Source organism: Mycolicibacterium wolinskyi, from assembly GCF_002101965.1.
In the GTDB taxonomy this organism is placed as follows: Bacteria; Actinomycetota; Actinomycetes; order Mycobacteriales; family Mycobacteriaceae; genus Mycobacterium; species Mycobacterium wolinskyi.
Genome location: NZ_LQQA01000010.1, coordinates 173,362 through 198,809, shown reverse-complemented (window position 1 = coordinate 198,809; position 25,448 = coordinate 173,362). Strand labels below are relative to the sequence as shown.

23 protein-coding genes are annotated in these 25,448 nt (G+C 63.6%); 10 read left to right on the top strand and 13 right to left on the bottom strand.

Annotation, left to right across the window (positions count from 1 at the left end; translation table 11 throughout):
• Positions 1-577 precede the first annotated feature (577 nt).
• On the bottom strand, positions 578-1,132 hold the full coding sequence (locus AWC31_RS37355) for a GNAT family N-acetyltransferase (RefSeq protein WP_119615480.1): 555 nt from the start codon (positions 1,130-1,132) through the stop codon (positions 578-580).
• Positions 1,133-1,277: 145 nt separating this feature from the next.
• Between AWC31_RS37355 and AWC31_RS09705 the strand changes: the two genes are divergently transcribed.
• Positions 1,278-2,420: a S1 family peptidase gene (locus AWC31_RS09705; RefSeq protein WP_165765935.1), complete on the top strand. Its 1,143-nt coding sequence runs from the start codon at positions 1,278-1,280 to the stop codon at positions 2,418-2,420.
• 31 nt (positions 2,421-2,451) lie between these two features.
• On the opposite strand, the gene AWC31_RS09700 is transcribed toward AWC31_RS09705, so the two are convergent.
• Positions 2,452-4,068, bottom strand: coding sequence for a hypothetical protein (locus AWC31_RS09700; RefSeq protein WP_133060134.1), 1,617 nt, complete (start codon positions 4,066-4,068; stop codon positions 2,452-2,454).
• Positions 4,069-4,558: 490 nt separating this feature from the next.
• Between AWC31_RS09700 and AWC31_RS09695 the strand changes: the two genes are divergently transcribed.
• Positions 4,559-4,954, top strand: coding sequence for a nitroreductase family deazaflavin-dependent oxidoreductase (locus AWC31_RS09695; protein ID WP_085144089.1), 396 nt, complete (start codon positions 4,559-4,561; stop codon positions 4,952-4,954).
• Positions 4,955-5,063: 109 nt separating this feature from the next.
• Here AWC31_RS09695 and AWC31_RS09690 read toward each other — a convergent pair whose 3' ends face one another.
• Both AWC31_RS09690 and AWC31_RS09685 read right to left on the bottom strand, forming a co-directional pair.
• Complete coding sequence (locus tag AWC31_RS09690; protein WP_085144088.1) at positions 5,064-5,474, bottom strand: nitroreductase family deazaflavin-dependent oxidoreductase; 411 nt, start codon at positions 5,472-5,474, stop codon at positions 5,064-5,066.
• Between the two features lie 162 nt (positions 5,475-5,636).
• On the bottom strand, positions 5,637-7,109 hold the full coding sequence (locus tag AWC31_RS09685) for a hypothetical protein (RefSeq protein ID WP_133060133.1): 1,473 nt from the start codon (positions 7,107-7,109) through the stop codon (positions 5,637-5,639).
• 33 nt (positions 7,110-7,142) lie between these two features.
• Between AWC31_RS09685 and AWC31_RS09680 the strand changes: the two genes are divergently transcribed.
• The gene (locus AWC31_RS09680) at positions 7,143-7,430 is read left to right on the top strand and encodes a hypothetical protein (RefSeq protein WP_085144305.1); all 288 of its coding nucleotides are present in this window, start codon (positions 7,143-7,145) and stop codon (positions 7,428-7,430) included.
• A 281-nt stretch (positions 7,431-7,711) separates the two neighbouring features.
• Positions 7,712-11,251, top strand: coding sequence for a hypothetical protein (locus AWC31_RS09675; protein WP_133060132.1), 3,540 nt, complete (start codon positions 7,712-7,714; stop codon positions 11,249-11,251).
• A 19-nt stretch (positions 11,252-11,270) separates the two neighbouring features.
• On the opposite strand, the gene AWC31_RS09670 is transcribed toward AWC31_RS09675, so the two are convergent.
• The 4 genes from AWC31_RS09670 to AWC31_RS09655 all read right to left on the bottom strand — a co-directional run bounded on the left by AWC31_RS09670 (position 11,271) and on the right by AWC31_RS09655 (position 15,812).
• On the bottom strand, positions 11,271-12,191 hold the full coding sequence (locus tag AWC31_RS09670) for a TAXI family TRAP transporter solute-binding subunit (protein ID WP_085144085.1): 921 nt from the start codon (positions 12,189-12,191) through the stop codon (positions 11,271-11,273).
• Positions 12,192-12,219: 28 nt separating this feature from the next.
• Positions 12,220-13,590 carry an MFS transporter gene (locus AWC31_RS09665; RefSeq protein ID WP_085144084.1) on the bottom strand — a complete coding sequence of 457 codons (1,371 nt, stop codon included), beginning with the start codon at positions 13,588-13,590 and terminating at the stop codon, positions 12,220-12,222.
• Between the two features lie 127 nt (positions 13,591-13,717).
• A complete protein-coding gene (locus tag AWC31_RS09660) occupies positions 13,718-15,151 on the bottom strand; it encodes a sensor histidine kinase (RefSeq protein ID WP_085144083.1) in 1,434 nt (477 codons plus the stop codon).
• A gap of 1 nt (position 15,152) precedes the next feature.
• Positions 15,153-15,812: a response regulator transcription factor gene (locus AWC31_RS09655; RefSeq protein WP_085144082.1), complete on the bottom strand. Its 660-nt coding sequence runs from the start codon at positions 15,810-15,812 to the stop codon at positions 15,153-15,155.
• A 106-nt stretch (positions 15,813-15,918) separates the two neighbouring features.
• Here AWC31_RS09655 and AWC31_RS09650 point away from each other — a divergent pair, with 106 nt between their 5' ends.
• Both AWC31_RS09650 and AWC31_RS09645 read left to right on the top strand, forming a co-directional pair.
• Positions 15,919-16,614 carry a hypothetical protein gene (locus AWC31_RS09650; RefSeq protein WP_234816785.1) on the top strand — a complete coding sequence of 232 codons (696 nt, stop codon included), beginning with the start codon at positions 15,919-15,921 and terminating at the stop codon, positions 16,612-16,614.
• Between the two features lie 49 nt (positions 16,615-16,663).
• Positions 16,664-17,293 carry a cutinase family protein gene (locus AWC31_RS09645; protein WP_085144080.1) on the top strand — a complete coding sequence of 210 codons (630 nt, stop codon included), beginning with the start codon at positions 16,664-16,666 and terminating at the stop codon, positions 17,291-17,293.
• A 14-nt stretch (positions 17,294-17,307) separates the two neighbouring features.
• Here AWC31_RS09645 and AWC31_RS09640 read toward each other — a convergent pair whose 3' ends face one another.
• The 3 genes from AWC31_RS09640 to AWC31_RS09630 all read right to left on the bottom strand — a co-directional run bounded on the left by AWC31_RS09640 (position 17,308) and on the right by AWC31_RS09630 (position 19,972).
• Entirely contained in the window at positions 17,308-18,240 is a 933-nt protein-coding gene (locus AWC31_RS09640; RefSeq protein ID WP_133060131.1) for a hypothetical protein, read from the bottom strand.
• 86 nt (positions 18,241-18,326) lie between these two features.
• On the bottom strand, positions 18,327-19,502 hold the full coding sequence (locus AWC31_RS09635) for an ESX-1 secretion-associated protein (protein WP_085144078.1): 1,176 nt from the start codon (positions 19,500-19,502) through the stop codon (positions 18,327-18,329).
• Positions 19,499-19,972 carry a WXG100 family type VII secretion target gene (locus AWC31_RS09630; protein ID WP_234816784.1) on the bottom strand — a complete coding sequence of 158 codons (474 nt, stop codon included), beginning with the start codon at positions 19,970-19,972 and terminating at the stop codon, positions 19,499-19,501. The genes AWC31_RS09635 and AWC31_RS09630 overlap by 4 nt, the downstream gene beginning before the upstream one ends.
• A 181-nt stretch (positions 19,973-20,153) precedes the next feature.
• On the opposite strand from AWC31_RS09630, the gene AWC31_RS09625 reads away from it, so the two are divergent.
• A complete protein-coding gene (locus AWC31_RS09625; protein WP_133060130.1) occupies positions 20,154-22,052 on the top strand; it encodes a hypothetical protein in 1,899 nt (632 codons plus the stop codon).
• On the opposite strand, the gene AWC31_RS09620 is transcribed toward AWC31_RS09625, so the two are convergent.
• Positions 22,005-23,243: an alpha/beta hydrolase family protein gene (locus AWC31_RS09620; RefSeq protein WP_085144075.1), complete on the bottom strand. Its 1,239-nt coding sequence runs from the start codon at positions 23,241-23,243 to the stop codon at positions 22,005-22,007. The genes AWC31_RS09625 and AWC31_RS09620 overlap by 48 nt on opposite strands.
• A gap of 93 nt (positions 23,244-23,336) precedes the next feature.
• Here AWC31_RS09620 and AWC31_RS09615 point away from each other — a divergent pair, with 93 nt between their 5' ends.
• Positions 23,337-23,930, top strand: a complete 594-nt coding sequence (locus tag AWC31_RS09615) for a TetR/AcrR family transcriptional regulator (RefSeq protein ID WP_085144074.1) — start codon at positions 23,337-23,339, stop codon at positions 23,928-23,930.
• A 71-nt stretch (positions 23,931-24,001) separates the two neighbouring features.
• Here AWC31_RS09615 and AWC31_RS09610 read toward each other — a convergent pair whose 3' ends face one another.
• Positions 24,002-24,304 carry a GNAT family N-acetyltransferase gene (locus AWC31_RS09610; RefSeq protein ID WP_085144073.1) on the bottom strand — a complete coding sequence of 101 codons (303 nt, stop codon included), beginning with the start codon at positions 24,302-24,304 and terminating at the stop codon, positions 24,002-24,004.
• A 121-nt stretch (positions 24,305-24,425) separates the two neighbouring features.
• On the opposite strand from AWC31_RS09610, the gene AWC31_RS09605 reads away from it, so the two are divergent.
• Positions 24,426-24,611 (top strand): hypothetical protein, encoded by a 186-nt coding sequence (locus AWC31_RS09605; protein ID WP_085144072.1) that lies wholly within the window; start codon positions 24,426-24,428, stop codon positions 24,609-24,611.
• A gap of 12 nt (positions 24,612-24,623) precedes the next feature.
• Positions 24,624-25,418 carry a class I SAM-dependent methyltransferase gene (locus tag AWC31_RS09600; RefSeq protein WP_207626331.1) on the top strand — a complete coding sequence of 265 codons (795 nt, stop codon included), beginning with the start codon at positions 24,624-24,626 and terminating at the stop codon, positions 25,416-25,418.
• Positions 25,419-25,448 lie beyond the last annotated feature (30 nt).

The following is a 25,448-nucleotide window of genomic DNA, read 5'->3' as shown; positions in this document are numbered from 1 at the left end:
CGGCCGAGGCTTTTCGGGTGTACGTCCTTCTGCTATCCCACGGCGACGGATATAGAGAATCAGCAGTGAAAATTGCTTCGCGATTCGGTTGGGGCCGGCAGCGCGTCAGGAAGGCGATACGTGAGTTGGCGGAAGCTCGGCTGCTTGTGATCCAGAAGCATACGACTGAGCGCGGAACGCGAGCGTTCGAGACGTACCACATTCACGTAACCAGCCGTTTTACTGCCACCGATGTGGCCCGATTGTCTGAACCACAGAGGCTGCGTAGAACGGACCAAGCTGCTTGGTCCAATCCTGATCGGGCGAGTGGCCTAGACCGAACCATGTGTGTTGGTACAGATCAGCTCAATAAAGAACACCATTCAGAACACAAAGAGAACACAATCTCAGAAGAATATTGTGCAACTGACGGCTGGTCAGCCGACTTAGATGCAGCGATACAAGAATATGCTGAGAACATCAGCTCTCGGCTTGTTGGCGGCGCACAGCACCACGAAGCGCCTTATGTGTCCGAATTGCGAGGGTGAGATATGGATCTACATCCTGGCATAGACAGAGCGTCAAACGTCGCCTGGAGCTACAGCTTCTTATAGAAGTAGTAGGCGGGTGGAATCGCTGAGGGCGAGATCCATGTTCGACCCAAGAACGGCGGCAATGGCTGGCCAGTGTCGAGCACGGTGAAGCCGTGCGATGCGTAAAACTTGCGTAAGCGGTCAACTTCGAGGTCGCTCGTTACGTTTCCGAACCAGACACGTACTCCCTGCGAACGCAGCCGCTTTTCTAGATAGGAGAGCATCTGCGTACCAATTCCCTGGTTTCTCGCTTCGGGCGCGACGCCCATCAGATCAAGTTCACTATGTCTGTCCAGTACAGCGGAGTAGTCGTTGGCTGGTGGCAACTGAGCACCCCTCTTGATCATTAAGGCTGACCCAGCGGCAACCTGCGCCCTGCAACTGAGCGCCGCTCCTACCAACCGCCCACTTGCGTTGTCTCGGTACTGAACAACGAGAGGCCTGTACAGATCGTCGTGCGCAGTCATCGGCACAGCGTTCGAGTCGATGTCGTCGAATATCTTGAGGAAGAAGTCGAGCACTTCTTGCCGCTCCGCATCGTTATTCGCAAGTTGAATCACGCTGGGGAAGCTACCGCGATCAGCGGGTCGCCGCGTCAGCGACACGGAGAGAGACGGCACGCTGGCTGTCCGAGGCGGAGTCGAGTTATCTGAAGGGCCTCCCCCCACCCCCTTCTCGGCAGCAGATATATGTAGCGTCGAGTGGGTGGTGCCATCCGATGAGAACCCCCGAGGATCGAAGCTTGCAGGCCTAGTGCCGCAGAGCTTGGGCTGGCGGCTCGTCGTCGCTGGGTTCGCGCATAGCTTCTTCGACCCATTAGGCGCGAGACGCGGCGCGAATGCTGCATTGATCGGAAAGCCATTCACGGATAAGCCGTTCGAGGGATGGACGGTGAGCGACTTTGTAAACTTCATCCAGAAGAAGGGGGTGCAACCGGGCGACGCGGTCGCGGCTTCTCGGTTGCTGGCAGCGATGGAGCGGGCGGGCCTGCTGATGGCTGCGGGCTGGGATGCGGACTATCCACTGTTAGGCCAGCGCTATGTCTCGCACGGTGTGTTGTCAGCTCAAAAGAAGGGCTACACATGGCTAGCCGAGGCGCTTGGCCCTGAGCTCATCATCGAAGCCTTCAAGCCCGTCACCGTTCAGATCAGTGCAGCCGAAAGTCCGCATTGGGGCACTGGATTGGTTCTGGACAGATCGCACATCATAACCAATAAGCACGTAACCCAAGCCTTGGCAGGGCACCGTTTGCAGATCGCGGTACCAGTGATAGGTCGCGAGCCGGATCCCACCGCTACTTCGGAGAGCCTGGAGGTGTTCCAGCACCCGGAATTAGATGTAGCGATCATCAAAATCAAGGGCCCCGAGGAGGGCCGGCTGCAATCGCTCGAAGGAATGGTCTTTCGCGATCCTGCTTGGGCAGACGAGGTTTACCTCCTTGGGTATCCGCGGGTGTCCTGGATGGTGGATACCGGGATGACGCTTCAGCGGGGTGAAGTTGTACTACCTCTCGGCGAGATGCCACCGATTCGAGAGGTCGACGCCGAACCTTGGGATACACCGGGTCGAACGAAGATGTTCCTGTTCTCAGCTATCGCCCGGCCCGGCAACAGCGGAGGCCCAATCGTCGCGCACGACGGTCGTGTGATCGGCATCGTGTTTCAGGAGTCTTCGCACACTTCGTCTACACAGCCGGAGAGCAATGCGTCCGAAGATGACGGGAACAGTGATGAACTCACAGATGCTGCTCCGTTCTACCGAGGTATCCCCGCTAGCGAGCTGATGCGCGCGCTGGACGATTTCGGTCTGCGACACCTTGTGACGTTTGAGGATCCGCTAAGCCTCTGAAATCAGTAGTACGGCGAAGCCGACATCTCTGCTAAGCCAGGAAGACCGCTCTCAGCGCGACCAGCATCTCCGACGCTGCTGCCATAAGGTTTGAGACGCCTCGAACTGATCCTTCGTCTCCGAGCTCGGCGCGTACAAACGATTCGTAGTCCGAGCCCTTCCGGTGCGCCGCCACCCGGGACCGGAGTCGCTGCACGCGCTGAAGGATCGTGACGATGGCGTCCGGATCGGGATAGCTTTCATGTTCGAGCCATCTTTTTAGCTTTGCGATTCCCTTCTCGCCCTCCACTTTGTCACCCAATAACTCTTGAAGCTTGGATTCGTTCAGCGAGTCAACGAGCACTTTGGCCATGTTCATCACTTGGCCCTCGAACTCGGGCTGGCTGTTATTGAGGGGCACGCGCAGCCGCTTCAGGACGTGCTCGTCGGCAGCAACCGGATCGCGAAAGAGGTCCCATCCGTACCGGGCTTTCCAGTCTCTCCGAAACCTGCTGTACAGCTGTTTCAAGCGAAGGTCAGCAGCTTGGGGATCTACCGGCTGCGACAAAAAAGAGCGCCGATAATTCGTGTCGCTCATTGCGCCGGTTGGACTGATATTGTAACTCCGCCAATAGTCCCGTTCAGCGGATGGTAGGTCCCGTCCAAGATCTCCGAGGAACACCATTACATAATCCGGATGATCGTTGTCAACTCGAACGCCCCACAAATATCCGCAGCTTAAAGAGCCGTCGCCTACCGAGTACTTCTCAGGTTCGTCATAGTACTTGACAAGAACATCGCGACGGAAATAAACAGGCGTCAGGTAATGTGGTGACTCTGGATTCTTTCCAAAATAATTTGCGAGCTTTTCGGGGTCACATGAGTGGCGGATCTCTTCGCCATTGTCGCTTTCTCCGATGATGAACTCGGGATAGTTCTCCCGTTCATTTTCATAGGGCGAGATACCAGCGAACTCTCGCGCAGGCGGCTCTATCACCTTAGTTCCCAGTAGCCTTGAGAATGGACGGTTTAAGCCAGCCGTGCGACCATGTGAGGCATTGAAGTCAACAGCGCAGTCGATTTGTCTTATTTGCTCACTCAACGACTTGTAATCGACGGTTTGCCCCTTTAGGGACGGCACGAATTGAACCGAATCAACAAACGTCAGAAGGTCTAGCTGACGGCCCGCTTGGTATTGCCGAAGTAGCTTGGTCCGGATCCTAACCTCATCCATAGTGATTTCTGCTGCAATGTACTCGGTACCGTCGTCGTCCAATTTGATCAATTGGGCACCATTTGGACTGGGCCAAAGATTATGGTAGAGCCGGAAATGCTCTGCGACTTGAGGTAAAGACTTTGGTTTGCCACCGTGATGTTCTTGCACGATAACAATCGGCTCGATGCCAGATGTGTTGCCGAACTGCAGATATGTCGGTTCCTCTGGGCGGCCTTCCGTGTAGTACTGCGTGAAGCCCGGCATCCCGCCGCCAATCGAAAGGTCCCATTCGGCGTCGCTTATCGCGGTCTCGCGGTACGAGGGAGGGGCGAACGCGGCGAACTCAGCACCGTTGCTTTCGTCGTTATGCCAGTCGCGGTACACGGTCGTCCACGCAGAACCTCCGTTCTCTAGGAACCGCCTGCGCATCTGGAGTTGCAATAGCGTGTCCATCGCAGAAGTCTGATCCTCTTTAGGAAAGTCACTCATGTGCCACCCGCCCCGATCCGTGTAGGAGCCCGAGCTTAGGGGGTTATCCCCTGAGGCCGCCGTAGGCGCGACGCAATGATGTTATAGGCGACGCTGACTGTGGATTCGGGCGCTTTCAAGCGCCGCAGCTAGCCCGCAGCCAGTCCGCATGGTACTCGTCAGCGAATACAGGCACTCGCAATTAACCGTGGGTTAAAAACGTTGCGCGACAGCGGATTTACTCACTCTATAGATAGTATCCGTGAGAGCCCGTCAACGACTGGTGCCTGCCAAGACGTTTAAGCAACGATCTTAAAATCCGCCAAGTGTCGGTTCGAGTCCGACTGGGGGCACAGGCCTTCTGGCAGGTAGATGCGGTATTTCGCGCCGAACACGCGATCGGTTGTTGGGCGTTGAAAGGTTCGTGTCAACACCGCGTCAGCGAGGATTTTCGACCAATACCTAGACTCCGAGAATGCGCGTGCCTCGCCGAATCGCAGAGTTCAACAAGCGAGTCACCAATCCGGCGGCTCGCACGATCGCACCGTGGCTTCCGAACCTCGGGACTCTGGAGCACGTCGGGCGGAAGTCGGGTAAGCGATATCGAACGCCCCTGTTGGTATTCAAGACCCATGATGGCTACGCCATCCTTATCGGCTACGGCCTACAGACGGACTGGTTGAAGAACGTGCTGGCCGGCGGACCGACGGTGCTGCGCAAGCGTGGACGGGCTATCGCGCTCGTCAACCCACGGGTGGTGAGCAAGGCCGAGGCCGCGGCCCTCGTCATACCGCGTTCTCGGCTGTTCTACCGAGCGTTTCCCTACAACGAGGCAGCCGTTCTGCTGACGAGCGCGGGCTCTGCGGGCTGACCTCTGTACGCACCGGACTCAGAGCCGGGAAGCGGCTCAAGCACAGTGTCGGTCCGAGTCCGACTGGGGGCACCGACATCAGGACAGGTTCAGAGCGTGCGGGGCCGTGTCAGTTGATATTGGCGACGAGCACGGCCATGCGCCGGCTTCCTAATCGGGCGATCCATGGCAAGCCTTCAGCGCGACTGCCCATCGGGACCACGCGTGGTTCGGTGATATGTAAGTCGTGGTTTGAGCGGCGCACATCGGCCTCGCCCGCAGCCAAAACGTTTCTGACCCAATCTGTTTGACCGTGGCCGAGCAGGATTGCCAGGACGTTACCTTTTCGGTAAGCCTGAACAACTGTCTCGTAGGGGCGGCCCGACTTGCGACCCCGGTGGTAGATCACCGCGAACGTTGGTAGGAATCGCGCGAACCGCCGTGCCACCGGATTCATGTATTTCATCTGCAGCCGGTCGATCCACGCTGGAAAGAGCATCGGCATGCCAGGAGCGTTGTTGGGGTGATCCTTGACCGGCATCGTGACTCCGTTCGGAAGGCGCGAGTATGCGGTACCGCTGGTACCGATCTGGTACCTCACCGTACCGAAGCTGAAGCGTTGCGACAAGCGCGATCGCGATTAGAGCACCGTATGGGCGCCGGGCTAGGGCCCGGTCACTGAGACGGATTCAAGCCAGCAGGGTCACTCGTCGTCGGAACCACCATCGTCGGCGTCGGTCTTCGGTGACTTCTTGCCGGTGACCTTGCTGACGGCGTCGCTCACCTTTTTCTTGGTCTCGTTGATCCGGCTCTTGAGTGACTTCGGTGCGGACGGTCCCTGGTCGGTGGCCTTCGACGTGCTGTCACTCCGGTCAGCATCCGCCTTGGCGCCTCCGCTGAAGTCGAGGCTGGAGCGGACGAGGCTTCGCTGTTTGTTGCCCTTGACGCCATCGCCGGTGGACTTCGGCACTGACGCTGTGAGCGTTGTCGTCGACGTGCTGTCAGCGGCAAGCTCGTTCGTGACGGTCGGAGGCGGATTGAATGGGGTGTTGATCCGGATGCCCGGTCCGATTTGTTCGACGACCCGATTGACCAACCCGACCGCTCCCGCGATGGACAGGTAGCCGTTGCCGACCGTCACGGTGTTGCCGCATTGCCCGGTGTCGCATTCTTCGGTGATGAAGGGTGGCTGGATATTGAACGCCAGGCTCAGGCTTCCGCCGGATATCCCCACAACGAAATCGCCGACCCGAACGATGCTGTCGCTGCCGTTCGGGAACCCGAAGGGATTGCCCACGGCGATGGCCGCAACGCCAGAGCCGAATGCCTGCACATCGTTACGGTTGCCGAAGAGATTGAGCGCGGCGGAACCGAAATTTTCCTCGCCTTCCAAACCGCCGGCCCACACGCGAAGGTCTTTCGTGGTGCCCTCTACGGCATTGGCGTTTCCGCCGAGGTTGGCCGCAAGGTTGAAGCTGCCGTAACTCGCGTCGACGTTGCTTGTTCCCAACTCTTCGTTTTCTCCGCCGAGCCATGGCTCCACGGCGTTGCCGAAGTTGAAGGCGAAGTTGGCAAAGTCGCTGTTCTGCCTACCTGCGACCGCGGACGCGTTGGTGCCTTGTGCCACAGCCCAATTGAAGAAGCCGTTGGTGTATGACTCCGAACCGGTGCCGCCTGCCCACGCGGCGGTGAGAGTGCCCGCAGACGCGGCAAAAGCGTCTCCGAAGGCAATCGCGCCCGTGATGAACCCACTCGAACTCGCCACCGCGTTCGGCCCTAGGCCGAGTGCGAAGTTGCCCAAGGTGCTCGAGCAGCCCCCACCGATATTGATGCCGCTGATTCCGACGCACCATGCGTGCGCGGGTGCGGTCGCGCCGAACGCTCCGACTGCCATAGCCGAGGCCACCGCACCCACTATTCCCGCCCTCGTCACCTTGTCCATCGAGATACTCATGGCTACCTTCCTCCCCAGGAAATTGACGCGAACGTCGTTTAAGCTATGCCCAGAGATGACGTGTCGAGTGCGATTGCCGAAACCAGCGTCGGGAAATCTTGACGATATTTTCGAAGTGCAGTAACGGCCGATGTTGTGGCGAACGAAATGACGCCAGTTTCGTTCACCGGACTGATTGACCGGCGGCCGGAGTTCAGAGCATTTCCATAACGAACGCTTCACGCCTTCTCAGTCAGCAACGGGACAGTGGGTCTCATGACCACGCCGATCGAATCCTCGCGCCGGGCCGGCGCCCGCTCCGCTTTTGGCATGCGGCGCAGGGAGTGGTGGCGAAGCGCGTTGACCGCCGGATGGGTCATCGCGGGCGCGGTGGTGGCCATCCTGCTCGGCGCCGGCACCAGCGGGGAGTGGGCGGAAGTGCTCGCTTCACTTCTCGGCTTTGCCACCGCCATCACAGTGATCGCTGCCGCGGTGGTCAACTGGGAACACATAGTCGGCGACGCACAGAATGCCGGCCTGATCGTTGACCGCGGCGAGCGTTGAGATTGCGTCCACAGTCGTGATTGCGCAGCGACCACAGCCCTGAGCGCAATCTCGACGTGGCGCCGAAACACGACTGGACAGCCCATTCGGGCACTCGTCATTACCCCTTTGGCGCGCCACGCGTCGTCGCGACCAGCCCGGTGAGCAACTCATACTGTGAGAGGCCCCTGGAAGGAAGTCGTGGCGTGAACCAACGCGTTGCTCGCAGCGAGAAGGTTCAATCAGACGGTCCGGGTGCGGCCCCACGGTCGCCACGCAAGCGGCCGATTCCCAAGCGGCCCATGCCCTCCCAGGACGCAGTGCAAGATCTGCAGCGGCTGGCGGGCAACGCGGCGATTGCGTCGTGGCTGCAAACCACCACCCCGTCAACGTCCGTGCAGAACGGCATCGCCCACGTCCAGCGGCTGGCCAAACCCGGTGACATCGACGCGGCGGTAACCGATCTCCACGAAGCGTTGGTGTTGAAGAACGTCGTGCCCGTCGAGAGCGTGCTGCAGACATTGCTGTTGCAGAAAGGAAAGGGCGTCGAGCTCAAACAGAAGTATGCCGACAGCAAGAAGCGTGACCTGGTCAAGGATCTCGAGAAGCTTGGCGGCAACGATGCCATCCGGGGCCAGGTGTATCTGGAGCACGGTGGATTGCGGGCCGCGGACAAGATCTACTTCACCATCGCCGGATGGGGAGTGGACCTGACCACCATGGAGACGGTCCTGACCCAGCTCCGTGGCTCCTTCAAGGAGGCAGAGACAGACTTCTCGGCGAGCTACTCGTCGAAGTACGGCAACCGCAATGAGAAGCTGCCCGACGGCAATTCGAGCACCATCGCCGGTGCGGTGATCACGCAGATGGAGCGGGCGTCGCTGTCGCTGGAGTGGCACTTCACCAAGGCCAAGGCTCTGCTGGCCTATAGCAGCCTGCGGCCGGCGGACCGGGCTCGCATCGCCGTCGCCGGCAGGTTCATCAATGAATCGCAGATGCTCATCGGCGCGCTTGTGCAGGACCCGAAGGTTGAGACCATCAAGACCCAGTACAAGGCCTCGTACGGTGAGGAACTCGCCGACAACTTGAACCGTGAGATGTCAACGGTTTTCAAGGATCGGGACGTCGCGGCCGCACTGTTGGAGGGCAACCGCTCACCGGCCGAGCGTGCCGTCAAGGTCATCAAGATCTGCACATCGGGCGTCAAGTCTGCACCCGAGATCATCTGGCAGGTCCTCGGCGCGCTCACCGATTTCGGCCCGGTGAAGACGGCCGTGGAGGCCGGTCTCCGCGGCGAGGGCGAGCTGAAGGGCATCAAGGACTTCTTCGGCGGTCTCGGCGAGGAGGACTTGAACAGGCTGAAGGCAATGGTCGGGATCGGTGGCGCCGGCATCCTCGCCGACCCGCTCGTTCAGGAATTACAGAAGTCCGGTGGCACGGGCAGCGGCAGCGTGTTCGACGTCCTCAAGATGTCGACACCGCCACAGTGGGAGCGGTTCAAGAACGGCTACCGAGACGTCAGGTCGCCTTTCAATCAGTTCGTCAGCACGTATTGCGTTGCCGCTGAGAAGGGTTGGCTCGACAGCCAGGTTTTCGCCGACCCCAAGGCGCGCATCGAGTGGACCTTCGCCAACCCGGGTAATACCGACTATCTCGTGCACATCATCAACAACTTCACCGACGGCACGACGCGGCGTGAGCTGTCTCGCGATGCAGCGTTCATGACGAAGGTCCGCGGGCAGGGCACTGCCAACGCGAACAAGGTGCTCATGGCGCTTGCGCCACCGGATATGGCTCCGCTGGAGAAGGCGAAGTGGCTCAATGACGCCGTCGGCCGTGAAACGAGCAGCGGAGTTGGCTCGGTTACCAACGCCGCCGACGCAGTGGCGGACGAAAACCGCGAACTACAGGCGGCGGTCGCTCGGGCGCAAGCCGCGGGTAAGCCACTCGACGAAAAGCAACTCGCCGAGATCGCCAAACTCGCAGCGGCGACCGAAGGTTCGCTGCGTGCGTTCGTTCGCTACCGCGACGAACTGGAAGCCACGGTCGATGCCGTCGTCAGTGCCGCGGTCGGGCTGATCCTCGGACTCGCGACCGGCGGTGCGAGCGTCGAGATGGCGGTGGCGGCGATCGCCCGGGCGGCCGTGGCATCCGCGATGGCGAAGGTGGTGAGCAAGAAGGTGGTGATGGGCGACCGATTCGACGTCATCGGTGACGACGGCGCGGGCGCTTTCGTCTCCGGCGCCGTGGACGGCGCGCTCAACGTGATCGCCGGCGTCGTCACCGCCGGGGTCGCCACCGGTGCGCTGAAGGAGGCCGCGACGGATGCCGCCCGCGCCGCGGCTCCCGCGTCGTTCCGCACGTTCGCTGCCGATACCGGCAAGAAAATGCTCGAAAACGCCGTGACCGGCGCTCTCTCGACGGCCGTGGAGGCGTCGGTGCACAACGAGACGTGGGCGCAGGGCGGTGACCGCGGGCTCGCCCACATCCTCAAGACCAGCATCGTCAACGCGGCCATCGGCGCGGGCATCACCGGAGCGGTGTCCGCCGTCATGGCCGGGCTGAGGCTCACCGAACGCCTGGCAAAGATAAAAACCCTGCCCGAGAACGAACAACGCGCGCTGATCGCCGAGGCGATCGACAAAGAGGGCGTCGGGCCGACCATCCACAAGACCAACCGCCCTGCAGAGGAACTGCGGGACCTGGTCGGCGCCGAAAGCCCCAGTGGACGAAGGATTTCCGAGTACCTTGCGTCGGGGGTCAACACCTTGGACGCGCCCGCGATCCGGGAGCGGCTCATCACGATCGACAAGCAGCCGACCGCGCAGCGCCAACAGCTCGTCCAACAGGCGATCGACGTGCTCGGGCCTGCCGAGACGGTCAAGCGACTGCCATCGTGGGAGATGACCGCGACGATGCTGGGGGAGGGGCCGGCGCTGACGCGGCTCGCGGCTTGGCGTGACAGTGTCGTGGCGCAGGCCCAAAGTTGGGCCAGCCACGCCGACCTCGCCGACCCGGTGTCGGCCACGCGCGACTACCTGGCCAAGGCCGCCGGCTGCGCACCCGCCGTCGCGGAAGCCGCACTGGGCGTGACCGTTTCGTTGGTGATGGAGGGCGGCGGGATGGCACAGGGCGTCGGCGTCGGCATCGGTGGCAGCGCCGCCTCCATCGACCTGGCAAGCGCGTTCAGCGTCGTCGCGGGGAAGAAGCCGGTGGCGCAGAAGATGGTTCAGCGCGAACCGGAACCGCCGATGCCTCCGTTACCGCCGCTTCCGCAGTTGGCGCCCGGCCTGGCGGGCTTCTCCGGCTCCGATTTCGAGCTCGCGGTCGCCGAGGCATTGCAACGCGGCGACTTCGCGGGCAACGGACTGCCGAAGATGCGCGTCGTCCCAGGTATTCACAACGAGTCGGGCAACGGCATCGATCTCCTCGGTGTCTCACGGAACGGCGATCAGGTCACGTTCTGGGTGATCGAGTGCAAGTACGTGCGGGAAGGCAGTTCTTGGCAGATTCAACTCGGGCAGACGGGATCTGGGACTCAGCTGAGCAATACGTGGATCCGCAAGGGTATGGAAGAACTGTTTTTCGGCGAGGGCGAAGCGGAGGTGAACCGGATCGCGCTCGAGAAGGTCCTCAAACAGACCTACGGACGCGATTACCACCCTTCGATGATGAGCGATATCCTCATCGACCACATCGTCAACACGGCCCAGCGCCGCGTCGTCGTGCCGTTCTATGCCGAGCGGTCACGATTGCGGGCCAGTGTTGCGCACGTGAACATGGCCGAGGCCAGGCATGCGGGCAGGGCCGTCATGATCGTGCCGGTCGGAGTACGTCACTGAGACACCATTCCGTTCCGTCTCAACCATGCCTACGCCGGTACTCGGCCGCCGCCCCCGGATGCAGTGCGATGGGGCCGGTTTGGATGAGTGATTGGGCGTCGAGGAATTGGCTTCCGATGGCCTGTGTCGGGACGAGTGATGACGGGTCGTCGAGAAGGAGATCGACGATGGCGGCGACGATGTGGTCGGGGACATCACGGCGGGCCAGCAGCAGATTGGCGACCCCCACGGTGACCACCGCGGGGTGGTGACCGTACACGTCGGGTGGCACCGACACCGGCTCGTAGGTGGTTCCGTGCGTCTGTCGCAGTATGGGGACCACCGCCGCGAGGTCGAGGAGTCGGATGCCGACACTCAACTCGTCGAAGGCTGGGGTGGGCAGGCCTCCGGCCCACATGGCCGCGTCGATGTCGCCTGCGACGAGGGCGGCCGCGGCGTCGCTCATCGTCTGTTGCACTTGGCGAACAGCGACCGGCTCGGCGAGTCCGGCGGCGTCGAGCACGCGCTGCGACAGCGACGTCGCCCCTGAACCAGGTGCACCGACGCTGACGACGCGTCCCCGCAGATCTGCCGGCGAGGTGATGGGGGAGTCGTCGCGCACGGCGACCTGAAAGTAGTTCTCGTAGACGCGGCCGACCGCCGTGAGCACGTCGGCGTCGGGACTGTCCTGCGCGGTGTCAAGCAGACTCATCGCGAGTTCGGCACGTCCCGATCTCAACGCCTCGATGTTGTCGGCTGACCCGTTGGTCTGCAGTGGTTCGATGCGGGCGGTCGCCGATCGGGCGCCTGCCGCGGCGAGGAGACCGGAGAACTCCCAGAAGAAGCCGCCCTGCTCGCCCGCCGCGAGACGTACCGGGGCGTCGTCCCCGGTGCGGCAGGACGCGATCGACAAGCCGGCCGACAGCATCGCGATGCCCCGGAGGACAGACCTTCGGGACATCGACGACACAGTCGGCAAGCCTAGAACGTCACGCGAACGCGCGGCCCTGTTCGCGATCGAGCGCCGTCTCGGACTTGTTCTTCAACACGAACAGGTAGACGAACAGCGACACCGCGATGACGACAGTGACGTAACCGATGAACCACGGAACGTGACCACCGTTCTTGGCCGCCTGGTAGATCAGCGGCGCGGTGCCGCCGAAGGCCGAATTCGCCAGCGCGTAGCCCAGACCCACTCCGAGGGCCCGTACGTGCGACGGGAACAGCTCTGCCTTGACGATGGCGTTGATCGAGGTGTACCCGGTCAGGATCACGTAGCCGACGCACACCAGCGTGAGAGACATTGCCACCGAGGTGGTTTGGGGCAGGACGGTGATGAGGACGTAGGTGTAGACCACCGCTCCGAACCCGAAGAACAGCAGTACGGGCTTGCGGCCCACCTTGTCGCTGATCAATCCGCCGATCGGCTGGATCACCATGAGGAAGGTCAACCCGATGAGATTGATCCACGTCGCCGTCATGCCGTGGTCTTCGTAGGTGGACTTGACGATCGCCGGGGCGTTGACGCTGTAGGTGTAGAACGCGATGGTGCCGCCGATGGTGACGGCGAAGCACGTGAGCAGGGCCCGCCAGTGATGTACCACCAACTCTTTCATCGAGCCCGAGCCGTCGTCCTCGCCGCGCCGTACCGCGTCAAGCTGTTCGCGGGTCAACGACTCGTCCATGCTGCGCCGCAGCCAGAACACCACCACCGCGGCCACACCGCCGATGAAAAAGGCGATGCGCCAACCGAACTCCTGAATCTGTTCCCGATCGAGGAACACCTGCATCACGAGCAGGGTCAGCTGCGCCAGGACATGGCCGCCGACGAGCGTGACGTATTGGAAGGAGGAGAAGAATCCGCGGCGCTCGCGGGTCGCCGCCTCGGACATGTATGTCGCCGACGCTCCGTACTCCCCGCCGGTGGCGAATCCCTGAACCAGGCGGCACAGCACGAGGATGACCGCGGCCCACACGCCGATGCTCTCGCGGCCCGGCGTCAGGGCGATCACCAGTGAGCACGCAGCCATCAGCGACACGCTGAACGTCAACGCCGCACGACGGCCCCGGCGGTCGGCGAAACGGCCGAAGAACCACGAACCGACCGGACGCATCAGGAAGGTGACCGCGAAGATCGCGTAGACGTAGACGGTCGAGTTCTTGTCCGCGGAGTCGAAGAACTGGCTCTCGAAGTAGGTGGCGAACACCGTGTAGACGTACACGTCGTACCACTCGACGAGGTTGCCCGAGGATCCGCGCAACGTGTTGAAAATGGCGCGGCGGGTGGCTGCCGGCGACGACACGGGTGTCGTCGACCCGGCGCCGCCGTCGAGCGGCTCGCGGATGGCCGAACTGGTCATGGCTGCTTTCTCCTTGTCCGTGACGGGGATGTGGCGGAACCGGAGTCGCCGACATCGCCGTCGCAAGGACACTGTGGTAGCAGTCACACGGTCTTAGGAAGGCTCGGGCGCGATTCCTAACACTCCCTTAGGACGAAAGCGGTTCGTCGCGATCGGCAGCCGGTAGCCGCAGGTCGATGCGCAGACCGCCGCTGCGGCCGGGGCCGACGCCGAACACACCGCCCGCACGTTCGGTGAGTGCCCGAGCGATGGACAGGCCCAGGCCGGTGCCCTGGCCGACGGTGTTGGCGGCGCGGTAGAAGCGCGTCGAGATCAACGGAAGATCCTGCTCGGAAACCCCTCGACCGTTGTCCTCGACCCACACCGCGATGTCGTCGCCGATGCGTCGGGCGCCGAGATCGACGTGGGTGCCGGTACCGGCGTATTTCACCGCGTTGCTCAGGGTGATGTCGAGGATCTGGGTGAGGTCGCGGTCGGGGATGGTCGCGTACAGCGGGTCATCTGATTCGTCGGTGACGCCGGCCTCGATGCCGGCTTCGGCCAAGGCGGCCGACCAGAACTCGTGGCGATCGGCGATCGCGGCCCTCACGTCGGCGCTGCGGATCTCGCCGTCGGGGTCGGGACGAGTCTCGGCGGTGGCCAACGCGAGCAGGTCGGCGACGATGCCTTCGAGCCGATCGACTTCCGCCGCTGCCTTGCGGTGCGCGGCAGCCGAGGATTCCGGCAGTGCCATGCCGAGGGTGTCGAGTCGAATCCGTAGCGCGGCCAGTGGGTTTCGGAGGGCATGTGCTGAATCGGCGACCAGCCGACGCTGGGCGGTGGCGGCCGCTTCCACATCACGGGCCATGGCGTCGAAGATGGCCGAAAGCCTGCGGACCTCCTGCGGGCCGGCGTATCTGCCCACGGTGTCGGGGTGTCCGTCGTCATGGGCGCCAGACGCGGGTGCGTGATCGAGTACGCGATGGCCGAGGGAGGATACTCGTGCGGCGAGCTCGGTCAGCGGTCGAATCGTCCACCGCGACAGCGCAAGAGCGATCAACGATGCAACGGCCAGTAGTACGGCCGCGCCGGCGACGATCAGCAGCCACGCCCGGGTCACGTCGCCTTTGGCGGCGGCGGTCGAGGCGGCCAGCACGACGGCGCCGTCGACCTGTGTGCCGGTTCCGACCGGTACGGCGATCAATACCTGTGCGGGAGACCACGGCGTCAGCGTGCCCGGAACACGGCTGCGCTGATTGCGCAGGGCCTCGGAGACGGCGCCCGAGACGTCCGGTGAGTTGGTGCCCGGCCCTGCCGATGCCCGTGGATTGCCACTCCTGTCGACGATGACGACGGGCTCGCCATAGAGCGCGTAGTAGCGGTCCACCGCCTGCTGAAGATCGATGTCCTGGTAGCCATCCCGTCGCGAAGCCAGGTCGGCGAAGTGCGAGGCGGCGGCAAATCTGTTCTCGCCGAACCGTTGGAGCCGTTCTCGGCCGAGTGTCGCTGCCAGTGGAATCGCGAGGCCGAGGACGGCGATCGCGGAGTAGATGACGAGGACCAGCAGAACACGCCGCCACATGTCACGTGCTCCACCGGTAGCCGTATCCGCGGATGGTCGTGATGGCCTCCGGCCGGCCGAGCTTGGCGCGCAGCGACGTCATGTGCACGTCGAGACTGCGGGAGATCGCCACGTAGGCGTCACCCCAGATCGTGTCCATCATTTCCTGTCTGCTGACCGCCTCGCCCCGCCGGGCCACGAGGTAGGCCAACACCTCGAACTCTTTGGGCGCGAGCGAGATTTCCTCGCCGCCGACTTCGACCCGTCGGGCATTGAGGTCGACGACGATGTCGCCGGACTCGACCGTGTCGGGCTCCTCGTCGGCGGCTGCCATCCGCCTGCGCGCGACGACCTCGATGCGGGCGCGCAATTCGCCGAGGCGTGCGGGTTTGACGACGTAGTCGTCGGCGCCACCGCGCAGGGCGCGGACCACCGACCGCTCGTCGTCGCGGGCGGTCAGCACCACTACGGGGATCTGACTCACCGCCCGCAGCTGCCGAAGGACGGTCAGCCCGTCGGCGTCGGGCAGGCCGAGGTCGAGCAGGACGAGGTCGACGTCACGGTGGCCAAGGAGAAGGTCGGCGCCGCGGCGCATCCGGACCGGTGAGTGGCCGACCTCGGCGAGCGCGTCGACCAGCGCCTCACCGACACCGTCGTCGTCTTCCACCACTGCGATCCGCATCGCGTCAAAGGTACGACAGCTGTGCCGGCTATCGGCGCGCCAGCGCAAGCATCCGGCCTAAGTGAGTGATGATACCCATGTGTCTGCTGAGGCAAATGTGACTGGCGTGGAACCCACCATCGAAACGTCGGCTGAGCAACAGGCGGGGCCCGCACCGTCGGATCAGCAGCGCACGTGGTCGATGCCGAAGCCGCCGATCAGCCGCAAGCAGGTCGACGACATCGGCCGCCTCGTGCTCAAGGCCATGGCCGGCGTCGCGGGGTTCGTGGCGGCCGCTGCTCGATATGGCGCGATCGGTGTCGCGAAGATGTGGCGTCGGTTCGAAGCGGTGCCCACAGCGGGCAAGCTGTCCTCGCTTACGCTGCTCGCGTTGCTGCTCGGAATCTCCGGCGCCATCGCGCTCGACAACGCCCTCGGTGTGCTGTGCACGGTCGCGGTGGTGCCGGTGTGCGCAGGCGTTCTCGGCGCGCTCGGGCACCGCTGGTACAGCAGCCTCGGCGAGGAAACGGTCCAGCGCGCCGATGCTCCGGCTGAGCCGGCCGATTCGGAACTGCAGAAGTCGGTTGAGTACGTCGACCGGAAGCTCACGCTGGCTCTCACGTCCTTCGGCACCGAACATCATCAGCAGGCAGTGATCGCGCTCTTCCAGGCCAAGACCGCGGTCGAGCTAACACTGGGCACCGAACAAGACCTCGCAAGCTACGGCGACATTGCGCTCCGCCCAGACGACTACGGCCTGCGGCCACGGATCCGGGGCGGGTCGACCTCGACGCCGCGAGAGGGCAACTCGCTGGCCTCGTGACCTGGCTCAAGCCGGTCCCGTCAACGTGGCGCTCGTACGATCGGTCGGTATGACGATCAAGCCCGCATGGATTTTGGCGCTCGCGGCATTGGCCGCGGTTGCTCCGACCGTTACACCTGCGCCGGCCTCAGCTGCGCCATGCGCCGATGTCGAGGTGGTGTTCGCGCGCGGCACCAACGAGCCGCCCGGCTTGGGGAGTGTCGGTGGTCCGTTCGTCGAGGACCTGCGTGCGCGGGTCGCACCGCGCACGGTCGACGCGGCCGCGGTCGAGTACCCGGCGAGCAATGACTTCAACGTCAGCACGCCGGCCGGTGTCGACGCTGCGCGATCCCTCATCGAGTCCATCGCCGCCGACTGTCCGAACACGAAGATCGTGCTCGGTGGCTACTCGCAGGGGGCGGCGGTCATCGAACTGGCCACCAACGAGGCGTCTCCCCAGGTCGCCGATCGGGTGGCAGCGACGGCGCTGTTCGGTACCCCGCGCACCGGATTCGCCAACATGCTCGCCGGAAGGGCGCTACCGACGCTGGCGCCGCAATTCGCCGGCAACTCCATCGACCAGTGCAACCAGGGCGACCCGATCTGTTGGGAAGGCGGCTGGGACATGGGTGCCCATGTGTCCTATGTGCAGTCCGGAAAGGTCGCGCAGGCAGCCGATTTCACGGCCGGCCGGCTCTAGCGATTCCCGAGACGCTACCTGCCGCAGATGGTCTGAATTGATCCGTCCTTTGCAGCGACCTCTGCGGGGCTGAGCCAGCCGTGACCCTCGAAGTAATAGGTGTCAGCGGGATGCTGCGCGGACTCGGCGATCGGAGTGGCCAATTCGGTGGTCTTGCTCCACACAAGTTGGTTGGCGCGATTGGTTGCCGTATCGGTTTTGATAAGCCGGAAGAGGACCGATTTGGCCGTGCGCCAGTCGAAGTCGTTCGGCAGTGGGCGAGTGACTGTGAACTGTGGAGCCGGCTCGCCGAGATTGAGGTGTTCGAAGTCGGGGTCCAGCTCGGTGTTTTTCAGGGTCGTCTCGACCAGCCCGGGTTGGAAGGTAAGGACCACACCGGAGTCGAACGGACATGGCGTGCCCGTCCAGAATCGGAGCGTCCCATCGGTGACGCGGACCCCGACGGTCGCCGCAACGGCCTCGTCCCTGGCAGGGTCGGGTGTGCAGACGGTCATGAACTCTTTGCCGTCTTTCGCGGCGACCTCGGCGGGGCTGAGCCAGCCGATGTCGGGGAAGTAGTACGTGTCCTCAGGGTGCTCGGCCGAATGCTCGCTGATCTCGGAGGCGATCGGGGCGAAATCGATCCCAATGCCCTGTGAGTGCGGGGGTCCGTAGACGAGCAGATCCAGACGCTGTGCGGTGTGCCAATCGAATCCCTGTGGCAGAGGCTGCTTGACGCTGAAGCCGGGATAGGGCCCGTTGAGGTTTAGGTGCTCGAGCTCGACTCCGGGCATGAGCCCTTCGTCGTAGGACGGCGTGGACAGCTCGAGGGTGGCATCGTCGGTCTGTGGATTCGAGAACTCGAGGGTGACCCCGGTGGTGCCGGGACATGGCGCCCCGGTCCAGAAACGCAACTCACCGTCGGTGACGCGCAGACCAAATTTGGCGGACGGCAGTGAGGTTTCCATCGGATTCTCTTGCCGGAATGGTCCACAACCGGTCGATGAGACGATCGCTGCGGTGATCGCCAGGAAAGCACCGACACGACGGAGCATCAGTGGTACCCGCCGTCGCCGGCGCCGGCGTTGGTCTCGAACGGGTTGTGTTCGGCGCCGGTCGGTGTGAAGTACTCCTGCACAAATTTCAGAAAGCCCTTTTGGGCCCATTGCTGAGAGTGCCGCTCCTCGTGGTGCAGGACTCGGTCGAGGTCGAGATCCACGTTCCGATGGACCTTTCCATCGTCGGACTGCCATGCGGGCGTTCCTGTTTGGATGATTTTGCGCAGCTCCTCAGCGGCGCCACCGGGTGGATGGTCCATGTTGACTGCGAAGACATCGCCGACACATGTGCCGGCTTGTGCGCTGACGGTCTGCTGAATTAACTCGCCGCCGACGCCCATCACCATGCCGTTCGGTGTGGCGGCGAATGTTCCGGTCGCCCGTTCGAGTAAGTCGTAGCTCCAGCTGTTGGCTTCCTGACGGTCCTTGATTCGTTGCACCTCCGCCGCTGAGTAGGGCGTCTCCGCGAAGTCGTTGTTGGCGTTGCCTCGCGAGGACCCGTACCCGGTGCCCGCGTTGAAGATGTAGGTCATCAGCGCCGCCTGACGCGCCTGCTCCGCAGTGACATTCTCGGGCAACATGAAGTAGTCGGTGTCGTCCTTGGGATCGTCATTCTGGTTGTCGTTGGTGACGCGTTCCAAACCTCTGAGCACGTCGAAGCTCGCCGGCGAGATGTTCTGCTGGCGGGCAATCTCGACGATCGTCTCCGGGGGCACGTCGTTGTCGGCGGCGTTCTGAAGCCATTCGCGGTACATGCCCGAGCTCGGGCCGTTGAGCAGACCCGCATTCTGCAGTGCCTGCTCGTACTCGTTGCCCGGGTCGTATCCGGGTTCGCCGGGATCGTCTCCGACTTCGAGTTCGCGTTCCTCAGGTGGATCGAAGTCGATCGATTCGGCGGCCGCGGTGTCGCCTCGTTCGTAGTGGCCGGCGGCGGCGCTCAGCTTGCCGGCGTGCTCGGACACACCGTCGCCGAGTGTCTGCGCATAGGCCAGCATGATGTCACCCACCTCGCCGCAAGCCTTCGTGCTGTCGAGTTCGGTGTCGGCGCTCGTGACACTCTTGAGGATCGGGCCGCCACCGTCGTTGTAGAACCCGCTCGCAATGTCGTTCATCACCCCGGAGGTGGCGCGCAGGTCGTCAATCACCACCGTCATGGTGGTCGGCTGTGTCATGCCAGCTCCCTGCCGATCTGGCGGATCGCGTTGCCCGTGGCGAGGTCCTCGGCCTCGAACTGAGCCAGCAGCAATTTGATGTTGCACTCGATCTCGATCCGCATAGCCTCGATCCTCAATGCCTCCGCGGGGTTGGTGAACACATACCACGCCAACCAGAAGCCGGGCGACACCGAGCCGTCGTCGGCGACATCCCATCTGCCCTCGGCGTCGTTGACGGCGGTGTCCAACTGGGACCGCAATTCGACGAGCTTCGGGCCTCGCTCTGCAAGCACATCCTTGAGCGCCCGCAACTGGTCGCGGTAGGTCTGCTGATAGCCGATGAGCTCGCCGTACTGCTTGCCGGCGGCGTCTGACGCGGTGCCGATCCAGTCCTCGCGCAGCGTGTCCATCTGCTCGCGCCCCTGGGTGATCTGGGCGTCGACCCGCAACGCCGACTGCTCGGCATCCCCAGAGGCAGCGTTCAGCAAGTCTGGTTTCGAATTGCGAACCTTCGACACCGTGTACGCCACACCGCCCCCAATCTGGTGGCTCCATTCTCTCCCGGATCGACGACGCTGGTGCACACCAACTGATCTCGTCGAAACTCGCCCGCAACCCCGGTCGCTTCCGTTAGCGTCGCTAAAGTTCGACACGCAAGGGGGCGGGGGAATGACACGAGTAGCAGCGTGGGTTGGTGCTGGAGTTTTCACGGCGGGGTTGTCGGCGGCGGTGCTCGCCGGGGCGGGAACGGCGAACGCAGATGAGGACGGCGGACCGAAGCAGGACACCAAGGCTTCGGCCACGCAGAACGAGAATCAACGGCCCAACCGCAGCAACACCCGCTCGGTGAAACAGCGGGCAAAATCCGAAGCGGCCGACACCACGACTGCAGACAAGGCCGACGACACCGAACAAAAGAACACCCGGACCGAGAAGTCCGATCGGCCGGCGCGTCAGGTCGGCGAAGCGGTTCGGGCGAAGGTACGCAACGCGATTCAGGATTCCACCCGCGACGTTCGGAACGCGGTACGCGACATCGGTGACGCGGCTCGCGAAGCCGTCGAGGATGCGACCACCACCGTCAAAACGAATGCGCCGCGCAGCGCCGAAGTCCGAGTCCGGCCACCGATCAGCCTTCGGTCGGCGCCTGCTGCGCGATCGGAGGACGTCAATTCGGTGGCGACGCCACCGGAACAGGTTGCCGACCAACGCGATGTCCCGGTCGGCAAGACACTGCGCAACGCCCTGGAGTCGGCGACCCCGACGCCGAACGATCCCGTCGAGACCATCCACGACGTACTCCGCAGTCTCGGGGCGTTGGTGCTCAATCCCGAGCCGCAGAACTATCCGAAGCCCTTGTCGGCGATCGGCGACGTCGTGTTCGACACGCTGGCCACGCTGGAACGCGCCGTCGGCGGCGACCCGGTGGTGCCGCCGGCGTTGCGCGACGACGTCGAGGTCAGCACGTCCACGCTGGTGGTTTCCGAAGGCCATGAAGTCGAATCCAATTGGTATTTCCCGAATACCGCGGAGGGTGAACCAGCGCCGACCCGGCTGATCTATCTGCAGCACGGATTCCTGGCGAACGGGCCGATCTACAGCTATACCGCGTCGTATCTGGCACATCAGACCAACAGCATCGTCGTCACCACGACGTTCACATCGAACCCATTCGAGGCCGACGGCATGTGGCTGGGCGGCGACAACCTGCACGAGGCGGTTGCTCAGCTCTTCCTCGATCCGGAGCGCACGGCCCTCAACGCCAGCATGGGCACCGCGGAATTGAAGGCGGGCCGCACCGGCGACGTCGACGTGCCGACGCAGTTCGTCCTCGTCGGGCACTCGTTGGGCGGCGGCTTCGCGCCCGGGGTTGCCGGGTATTACGCGGAGGGGTTGGTCGCGCGGCGTCAGGCCGGCGAGGACGCGCCGAATGACCTTGCGGGCGCGGTGATTTACGATGCGGTGCCGATGGGCTCCATCGTGCCCGACGCCATGGGGCGGTTGGATGAGCTGGAGACGAACGGAACCCTCGACCCCGGCGACGACGACCCCAACGACTACATCCCGATCTACGAGATCGGCGCGCCGCTGAACTACCTCAACGTGTTCAGCGACGTCAACGATCAGCTGTCGGAGGCCCGGCCGGGGCAGTTCACCGGTGTGGTGCTCGAAGACGGCGTGCACATGGATCCCATGCAAGGCGGCAACCCGCTCATCCAGGTCGCGGCCTACGTCATCGCCGGATTCCCCCAGCCGCAGAACCCGCTGGCCGTCCGCGAGCTGTCCGCCGGATGGATCAACGACATGTTCGACGAGAAGATCGATCCCACCACCGGGGCCTGCGAGAGTGATTGCGCGGGGCAATACGGCGACGGCGGCGACTCGTTCACCATCACCACGCCAGAGGGCGACGCGGTGGCGGTGGTGATCGGCTCCCAACGAGCCAAAGAGCTCACGTCGTTGCGCGCCATCAGCGTCACCGACTTCATCTCCGCCATCCCGGCCGGTGTACTCAACGGCCTACAGACCACCTGCGATCTGTTCACCGGGGGCAACTGCCCGGTGTAGCTCGGCATCGAGCCAGTCGAACATGACCTGATTGGCACGGGACGCCGCACCCATATGGCAGTGCTCGCCGGCACCGTCGGCCTCATAGAGCGTCACCAGGGTGGTCTTCGCGTTGACCATCGCGGCGGCGGCCTGTTCGGGCTGCCCCTTGAAGAACTGGTCGTTCTCGGCGTCGAGCACGAGCGTCGGGGTGGTGATCTTGGCGGCGACGTCGGCGATCGTGTAGGCCTTGAAGGCGCGCGCGAGATCGGGAATTGTATCGATTCCCAAGGCCCACATACCGTTTCGCACCGCCCAGCGCGTTTGGGTGTTCACCGCCATCAACAGTCCGATGACCGCGTCGGCGGCCTCGTCGTTGCCCTGGTCGATCCAGTCGATGAGGAACGGCGGCATCATGCCGGCCAACGCTCCGTAGAAGTCGTAGACGCCGTCGTTGAGGATCACCGCGGCGAGCCTGGTCTCGAAGGCGGCCGCACGGGCCGCGAGGTAACCGCCGAGGCTGTAGCCGAAGAGAGCGATCGCGTCGGGTGCGACCTCGGGGCGGGTGAGCGCGAAGTCGACCACCGGGGTCAGCACGGCCTCCCAGTCCGGCCGGAAGGTCAGGCCCTGCTCGCGTAACGCCGCACCCTGGCCGGGTCCGTCGAACGCCAGCACGTGGTACCCGCGGGCGAGTGCTCCGGCGGCGAGCGCGACGTAGGACTCCTCGAGTGTCGAGTCGTATCCACCGTTGAAGATCACTGTCGGCCGCGCGCGTCCGGAGTCATCGGCGAGATAGAGGTATCCCGGCAGTGTCGTGTCCTGGTAGGGGATGGCGATGCGCTCGAAACCGAAGTCGAACAACGGCATTGCGTCCAAGAAGGTCTCGCGCGAACGCGCGAACAACTCCTTGGCCTCAGGGTCGTGGGCGGGATTCTCGCGGAGATAGAACTCGGCGGTGCGGTAGTAATTCGAAGCCCGCAGCAGCGCCTCACGCGCGCTGACCGCGCGACCGGCGGCCAAGGATTGACGGCCGAGCGCCTCGACGCGCTGCGCGGTTGCCTTCCATTCCCGGTGCCATGCCGCCTCGTCGCCCTCGGGGATGGCGCGAGCGGTCACCAGGATCTCACCCAGATCGGCACCGCCGGCGTTCGCGTAGCCGGCCGCGCGCAGTGTCTCGAACGAGAACGACTCGTCGTCGAACAGGAACTTCATGGCATCTCCTTAACGAAACGGAACTGCATCGTCTCGTTTAGAGTAGGCGTGACTTTAACGGAACGCAACCGTTCCGTCTCGTACAATCGGGCCGTGGCCACACCAGCGCGACGGACGTCGGGCGGTCCCGTCCTCCTCGATGACGTGACCGCAGCGATCGAGTCGGCGTTCTTCGAGGAACTGGCATCCGTCGGCTACGGCAGGCTTTCCGTCGATGCCGTGGCCAAACGTGCCGGCGTCGGCAAGGCCGCGATCTACCGCCGCTGGAAATCGAAGCAGGACTTGGCCGCTGACCTCGTGACCAAGGTCGCGGTCGCGGCGATCGATGTCCCCGACACCGGAAATCTTCGGGATGACATCAGGGCGTATCTCGCCAATGGCCGCGCGGCGCTCACGCATCGGCTGGCTCGCACGATCATCCCGGACCTGCTCGCCGAGGCCGCGCGCGATCCCGAATACGCCGCCACGATCGCCGCCCAGATCCGAGAGCCCAGGCGGCTCAAGGCGGTTCAACTGTTCGAACGAGCCAGGCAGTGTGGCGAGATCGCCGACGATGTCGACCTCGAGGTCGCCCTCGACATGGTCGGGGGAGCGCTCTATTGGCGCCAGTCGGTCATGCAGGTCGACGCCGACGATGGCTATCTCGATCGGCTCACCGAAGCAATCCTCACGCTCGTCAGCCGCTGACGTTCTGCGTTGAGATTGCCGTCAGGGCTGCGCTTCTGCGGGAATCACAGCCCTGACGGCAATCTCAACGTTCACCGGTCGTCGGTGATGTCGGCGTACTCCGGATGTTTGTCGATATATTCGGCCACCATCCAGCACTGCGGCACTACCCGCAGGCCGGCGGCACGCGTGGAACGCAGGGCCTCGGCGATGAGGATCGTCGCAAGTCCGCGGCCCCGGTACTGCGGCAGGACCTCGGTGTGCGGAAAGATCCGGCGGCCGTCTCGGTCGTGGTAGTCGGCGAGTCCCACCGAGCGGCCCTCAACCTGGATCGTGAACCGGTCGGGGTGTTCGGTCACGGTGGTGGCAGCGCCGGTGCGGTCGAGTTGCGTCATATGGCCTCCAATCGCCATTCCCACCATAGCTCCGGCTGCCGGAGCGCCGCTTCAGCGGTAAGAAGTTGTTCTCTCACAACTCATTCCGTGGCCGGGCGCGAGCCGACCTACACTCGTGGGCATGGCAGACAGGCGTCTCGCACTCGCCGGCTTGGCGTTCGGAGTCTTGGCTCTGGTCGCAGGCAGTCTGCAGTTATGGGCGTTCGTCGACACCGATCGCACCCGGCACATGGTGGTCGCGGTGTTCGCGTTGAGCGTCGGGGGATCGGTGGTTGTCACGGCCGCGCGAGCGCTGTGGCGAAAGTGATGAGGTGACAGTGTGTCTGACGCACCAGGCTCACCAGGACGCGGCCTGTTCGCTGGAACCGCTTGGCATTACGCGCAATACCGGCCCGGTTACCCGAAGCGGTTTTTCGACAACATCGTCGACCGGTTCGCCTTGGACGGAACGAGCCGACTCCTCGACTTCGGCTGCGGGACCGGCCAGCTGACACTCCCACTCGCCGAGCATGTCGCGCAAGCAGTCGGCATGGATCCCGAGCCGGAGATGCTCGCCGAAGCGGCCAGGCAAGCCCAGGCGGGCGGCGTCACGAATGTGGCCTGGACACAAGGTAGTTCGAACGATCTTCCCGGCAGCCTCGGGCGATTCAAACTGGTGACCATGGGCCGTTCATTCCATTGGATGAACCGCGAACAGGTCCTCACCGACCTCGACAGAATGGTCGACGACGACGGTGGCCTGGTGATCGCCAACGACGGCTGCCTCGTTCGCCCCACGACCCGATGGCAACAAGCTATCGAGGACCTCCAGAGCCGCTTCCTTCCGCCCGAAACACTCAGGATCCCCGCCGGCGTCCCAGAACCCCATGAGGCGATCCTGGCCCGCTCACCGTTCCGGGCATTCGACCGCACCACCTATGAATACGACCGTCCATGGACCATCGAACAAGCCATCGGATACCTCTACTCGACCTCGCTGCCGCTTCGCCGGCTACTCGGGGAACGGCAAGCTGCCTTCGAGCAGGCGATAACCGACACATTGCTGGCGATCGACCCGAGCGGACTCTTCACAGAACCCGTCACCTTGGAAGTTCTGACTGCCACTAGGGGATAGGGCACGGCACATGCAATGCTCATGCCGCGC